Genomic DNA, 5,523 nt, shown 5'->3' with positions numbered 1-5,523 from the left:
CGGCCGCGCGGGGTCGCTGATGACCCGTGCCACGTTGCAGGCACGCGGCTTTCGCGCGGGATCGCAGCAGGGTGTGATGTCGGTGACGGTACCTGGTGCGTTGGCCGGGTGGGACACGCTGGTGCGCAGCTACGGAAAACGCACGCTGGCGCAGGTGCTGCAACCGGCCATCGGCTATGCGCGCGACGGCTTCCCGGTGTCGCCGATCATCGCGGCGCAGTGGGCCGATGAGACGGCGTTCCTGCAACGTGACTCGGCGGCCGCCGCCACCTTCCTGCCCGGCGGGCGCGCACCCAAGGCGGGCGAGTGGTTCCGCAACGCCGACTACGCGCGCACGCTGAGAACGATTGCCGACAGCGGGATCGGCACGTTCTACGGCGGGAGCATCGGCAAGCGGCTGGTGTCGCGCCTCAAGGCGCTGGACGGCTTCGTCACGCTCGACGACTTGCGCAAGAACGCGCCGAACTGGGTGACGCCGATCTCGGTGCCGTTCAAGGGCTATCGCGTATGGGAGTTGCCGCCGAACAATCAGGGCATCGCCGCGCTGGAGATGCTGCGCATTCTCGAGCCGTACGATCTCAAGGCGATGGGGCACAACTCGCCCGCGTACCTGCATCATCTCATCGAGGCCAAGAAGCTGGCCTACGCCGATCTCGATCGGTTCGTGGGTGATGCCGATCATCTCGACATGCCGGCGTCGCAGATGCTCAGCGACGAGTTCATTGCGGAACGGCGCAGTCATCTGAATCCGCTGCGGGCACAGGAGCGCGTGGACCCCGGTCCGCTGCGCACGAAGAGCGAAACGGTGTACCTCACCGTGGCCGACGCCGACGGCAACATGGTGTCGTTCATCAACTCCAACTACGACTACTTCGGATCGGGAATCGTGGTGCCCGGTACCGGCTTTGCACTGCACAATCGCGGCGCGGGCTTCACGCTCGCGGAGGGACTGCCGAACACGGTGGCGCCGGGCAAGCGGCCGTTTCATACGCTCATTCCCGGCTTTGTCACGCAGACGGCGAACGGACGCGAGCAGGCGTACATGAGCTTCGGGCTCATGGGCGGCGGGGTGCAGGCGCAGGGACACGTGCAGTTCCTGCTCAACTACTTCGTGTTCGGCATGGACGTACAGGCGGCGATCGATGCGCCGCGGTTCCGTCACTACGACAAACAGCGTGTGGCGCTGGAGCCGCCCATTGGCGATGGCGTACGCAACGCGCTGGTGGCGATGGGGCACGTGCTCATCGAGCAGCCCACGATCGCGTTCGGTGGAGCGCAGGCGATCGTGCGACTGCCGAAGGGGTACGCGGCCGGGAGTGATCCGCGGAAGGACGGGATGGCGGTGGGGTACTGAGGCGGGGCTGAACGGCGTTACAGCGCGATGGGCTGCCGCTTTCGGCAGGTTGCGCGGTCGCGCGCGGAGAGCGCACCGGCGCGGCGTAGTACCAGCGACGCATCCAGCGTGAACAGCTTCCAGCGCACGATCGACGCCACCGGCAGTCCGGTGGGTGTGAGGTCGCGAATTGGGACATCGCCGGGCCACTTCTTGTGCGAGGCCGTGGTGATCATGGCCAGCACCAGATGGTGGGAACTGTCGTTGAAGGCGGTCGCCGAACAGACCAGCGCCGGCCGCCGCTTCGAGGCCTCGCGATCGGAGAACGGAAACGGCACGACCACCACGTCTCCCGGGCTATAGGTCGGCATAGGCCGCGTCGTCGCGTGCCGAATCCCATTCCGGTGCGAGCGTGGCCTCGAGCTCCTGCAATTCGGCGTCGGCCGGCAGGGCGCGCCGCACGCGCACCCCGTCGCGTTCGATGATGAACTCGATGCGGTCACCGGCGCCGAGGGTAAGCGCCTCGCGCACGGCGCGGGGAATGGTCGCCTGGTACTTGGACGTGAGCGTGGACACGGGCATGGCACTCCTCCGCAATACGTAGGAACGGTAATACGTATTACGGTAATGGTGTAGAGGGTCCCGGGCAATCGGAACGGGTCCGCCAACATACCGCCGGCGGTGAGGACCGTCGTCATCGCGCCGACGCGAGCGATTCCCTGGCAACGCGCGTGGGGGGGCTCCGGCGTTCTCTCGTCACCATCGCCTGACCACGACGAGCCGCCGCTCTCGCCCTACCCCTTGAGGCGATCCGCCAACCGCAGCGCCAGCGCCACCAGCGTCAGGGTCGGGTTGGCCGATCCCGCCGTGGGGAACACCCCGGCGCCGGCCAGATACAGGTTGCTCAGTCCGTGCACGCGGCAGTCGGCATCGACCACGCCCCGCTTGGGGTCGTCGTGCATCCGGGTGGCGCCCGTGTCATGCCATCCGCCGCTCACGAGTGGTGGCCACGTGTCGTCGTCGCCCAGCAGCCAGTCGCGCAATTGCACGCGCCCGATGCCGAGGCGCCCGAATTCGCGCCCTACGCGGGTATACAGCGTCCGCATGCTGTGTTTATCGAGTGGCGTGAGCCGCCAGTCGAAGCGCACCCGCGGCACGCCAAGCGCATCGCGTTCGGCGGAGAGCGTGATGCGCGAATCCGGATTGGGCGCCTGCTCCTGGCGCGTGGTCAGCGTGAAGAAGGGCTGGGCTCGCACGCGCGCGGCGTCGTACACCTGCTCGCTGGACTTCATGTCGGCGGTCAGGCTGTCTTTCGTGGCGCGCCGGTACAACTCCACGTCCTCCGGCGATTCCGCTTCGAAGGTACTGAGGGCGTTGCCCGATTCCGGTGCCGGATCCAGCGCCACCGTGGCATTCAGTACACGCCGCGCCTCTTGCTGGGCATCGGTGAGCCGCAATTCGGCGCGCGCCTTGGTGACGCCGAAATCGTACGCGTAGTGTTGCAGCGACTGCGGGCGGGTGAGCACGACGGTACCGGCCGGCATTTCGAGGTGCTCGGCGAAGTAGCGTCCTACCTGATCGTGCGCGTTACCCAGCCCCGTCGTGGCCCGGTCGTTGGAGGCGAGCAGCAAGCGCACGTTCTGCATCGTGCTGCAGGCCAGCACGAACTGCCGGGCGCGTACCAGCATCGTCCGTCCGTCGAATTGGCGCACCTGCACCGCGTCGATGGCGCGCGCACTCTCGTTGGCGACTACCTGGACCACGTTGGCGTGCGTATACAGGTGCACGTTGGGGGCGTCGATCAGGGCGCGTCGGAATTTCGACCCGAAGCGGGTGGGCGCGCTGAACTGCCACACCTTCTCCTCGAGCACCGTGCGATCGAGCGGCAGCGGCTCCCGGCGGGCGTCCGTCTGTTCCCAGTAGCTGCTGCGGTAGTCGAACGGCCCCAGGTCGAGCAGCGGATGGGCCCGGGCATAGAACGGGTCGAGCTGGGCGCGGGTGATGGGCCATCCGCTGTGCGGCACCCAGGCGCGCGTGGTGAAATCGATCGGATCGAGCGGGGCGCAGTAGCCGCCCCAATGCCCCGTGGTGCCCCCGAAGTAATGGAGGCGCGTGGACTCGAGTGGGTAGTACGGGCGTCCGACGACCTCGCCACGATACAGTGCCTGCACGGGACCCTCGAGGTCGAAGCCACCGCCCTCGAGGAGCGCCACGCGGGTGGGAGTCCCGATGAACTCCATCGCCATCGCGATGCCGGCGGCACCGGCACCGACGATGCACAGGTCGGCGTCGAGTTGCGTTTCGTCGGGCAGCGACAACGCATCGATGTGCATGTGGTACGGCTCAGCCCTGCAGGGTGAACAAGGCGCACTGTCGCGCTTCCGTCACGGACAGCATCCACCCGGCGGGGAAGACGACCCGATCCTCCGCGAAGTCGGACGCGATGAGCGCGTCGAGCGAGGGGTACGGCGACCACGGCAGGTCGCGGAGCGACTGCGCACCGTGCGCAATCGCGGCGCGCAGCGCCGGTGCCGCCGATTCGGTCGGCGTGATACGCCGGTAGGCGTGGCCGATCTCGCGGACCCGCGCGGCCCCGAGCACCGGCAACAGTGCCGGTTGCGCCAGCGCCGCGTCGGAATAGGGCCGATCGCTGGAGCAGCCACCCACCACCGCGATCGCGGTGACCGTGCGCAGCGTGCCCTGCAGGAACGCACGACGGTCGGGGTGACTGGGCGGTGTCATCCGGCGAACGTATGAGGTCGGTCGCAGGCGAACAAGCACCGTCCGGTACATTCGCGAAGAAAATCTACCGCGGCGGTATTTAGTTGGACGCGGATCGGGCCGATGATCCTCGTGTGCTGATCCGTCCCGTCTTTCATGATCCCTCCGGCCGTCGTGGCCGCATGTGGCGTTATTTCCTGGTCGCCGTGGCGGCCAGCGTGGCCTTGCTGGGTGGCTCGCTCGCCATTGGCGTACTGCAACCCCCCGTGGTGGAGCCGCTGCCGATCACCGCCAGCCTGGCATCGCGGCGCATCGGTGGGGCGGCGGACTCGACCGGCCGCCCGTGCGGGAAGCGCTGCCCGCCGATGGCGACGACGCGCCATGTCGGCACGCCGGTCACCGACCCGATCGTGGCCGGCTTCGTGGTGCAGTGGGACGCGGGGAGTCGCGCGGCCCTCAAGCGCTACGGCGATCGTCTCGATTGGGTCATCATCGAGGGGGCGTTCCTCGGGCGTGGGAAGCCGGGGGAGATCACGATCACGCTCGATGAGGATCTGCTCGACGAGGCACGGCGACGCGACCTCGGCGTGCATCTGATGCTCACCAACTTCGGCGCCTCCGGATTCGATTCCACGCTGGTGTCCACCGTGGTTGGCACGCCGGCAACGCGCACGCGGGCGGTGCAGCAGCTCGTTGACGTAGTGCGGGCACACGACCTGAAGGGCATCACGCTCGACTTCGAGCTGGTGCCGGCGGCCGAACATCCGCAGGTGCTCGCGTTCATCCGCGAGTTGCGCAGCGCGCTCGCGCCGTTTGGGGCGGTGCTGTCGGCCGCCCTGCCGATCAGCGACGGCGATGGCTATCCGCTGGCGGCGTATGGGGCGGCGCTCGACTACGCCATCCCCATGCTGTACGACGAGCATGCGGACGAAACCGAGCCCGGGCCGGTGGCGAGCGCACCCTGGTTCGCCGAACGCCTCGACGCGGTGCTCGACTCCATCCCCGCGCACAAGGTGTTGGTGGGGCTCGGGCAGTACGGTTATCACTGGCGCAGCGACCGGCCGCAGGCGGCCACCGTGAGCGTGAGTGAAGCGATGGCGTTGGGCCGCGTGACGCGCAGTGGGCCGTGGTTCGATGGGCGCACGCGGAACCCCTACGCCACGTGGCGCGATGGACAGGGGATCACGCATACGGTGTGGTATCTCGATGCGGCGACGGCGTGGAACCAGATCACGGTCGCGTCGGCGACGGGTGCCGCGGGGCTCGCGTTGTGGCGGCTGGGCGGTGAAGACGCCACTCTCTGGCGGGTCTTGGCACGCACCGGACGGACGGGATCACCCAACGAGCTGCGTGAACTGCTGAACGACGGCGTATCGGTGATCGTGGGCGAGGGCGAGGTCCTGGCGGTGGAGCGGCAGTCGGGGCGCGGCAAGCGCACCGTGCAGGTGGACGCGCGCGGGTACATCCAG

The 5,523-nt window shown here is 68.2% G+C and carries 6 protein-coding genes; 2 read left to right on the top strand and 4 right to left on the bottom strand.

The window, feature by feature from the left end; all coding sequences use genetic code 11:
• On the top strand, positions 1-1,354 hold a 1,354-nt coding region (locus ACIRA7_RS14530; protein ID WP_396221569.1), incomplete at its 5' end, for a gamma-glutamyltransferase family protein.
• 17 nt (positions 1,355-1,371) lie between these two features.
• On the opposite strand, the gene ACIRA7_RS14525 is transcribed toward ACIRA7_RS14530, so the two are convergent.
• The 4 genes from ACIRA7_RS14525 to ACIRA7_RS14510 all read right to left on the bottom strand — a co-directional run bounded on the left by ACIRA7_RS14525 (position 1,372) and on the right by ACIRA7_RS14510 (position 4,075).
• Positions 1,372-1,704: a type II toxin-antitoxin system PemK/MazF family toxin gene (locus ACIRA7_RS14525; RefSeq protein WP_396221568.1), complete on the bottom strand. Its 333-nt coding sequence runs from the start codon at positions 1,702-1,704 to the stop codon at positions 1,372-1,374.
• Positions 1,691-1,915 carry an AbrB/MazE/SpoVT family DNA-binding domain-containing protein gene (locus tag ACIRA7_RS14520; RefSeq protein ID WP_396202149.1) on the bottom strand — a complete coding sequence of 75 codons (225 nt, stop codon included), beginning with the start codon at positions 1,913-1,915 and terminating at the stop codon, positions 1,691-1,693. The genes ACIRA7_RS14525 and ACIRA7_RS14520 overlap by 14 nt, the downstream gene beginning before the upstream one ends.
• A 212-nt stretch (positions 1,916-2,127) precedes the next feature.
• Complete coding sequence (locus ACIRA7_RS14515) at positions 2,128-3,666, bottom strand: GMC oxidoreductase (protein ID WP_396221567.1); 1,539 nt, start codon at positions 3,664-3,666, stop codon at positions 2,128-2,130.
• Positions 3,667-3,676: 10 nt separating this feature from the next.
• On the bottom strand, positions 3,677-4,075 hold the full coding sequence (locus ACIRA7_RS14510; RefSeq protein ID WP_396221566.1) for a hypothetical protein: 399 nt from the start codon (positions 4,073-4,075) through the stop codon (positions 3,677-3,679).
• 113 nt (positions 4,076-4,188) lie between these two features.
• Between ACIRA7_RS14510 and ACIRA7_RS14505 the strand changes: the two genes are divergently transcribed.
• The coding region (locus ACIRA7_RS14505) for a glycosyl hydrolase family 18 protein (protein ID WP_396221565.1) at positions 4,189-5,523 on the top strand (1,335 nt) is incomplete at its 3' end.

It is taken from the genome of Gemmatimonas sp. (genome assembly GCF_044376735.1).
GTDB lineage: Bacteria > Gemmatimonadota > Gemmatimonadetes > Gemmatimonadales > Gemmatimonadaceae > Gemmatimonas.
The sequence above is the reverse complement of the archived record's forward strand: the minus strand, read 5'-3'. Positions and strand labels throughout refer to the sequence as shown.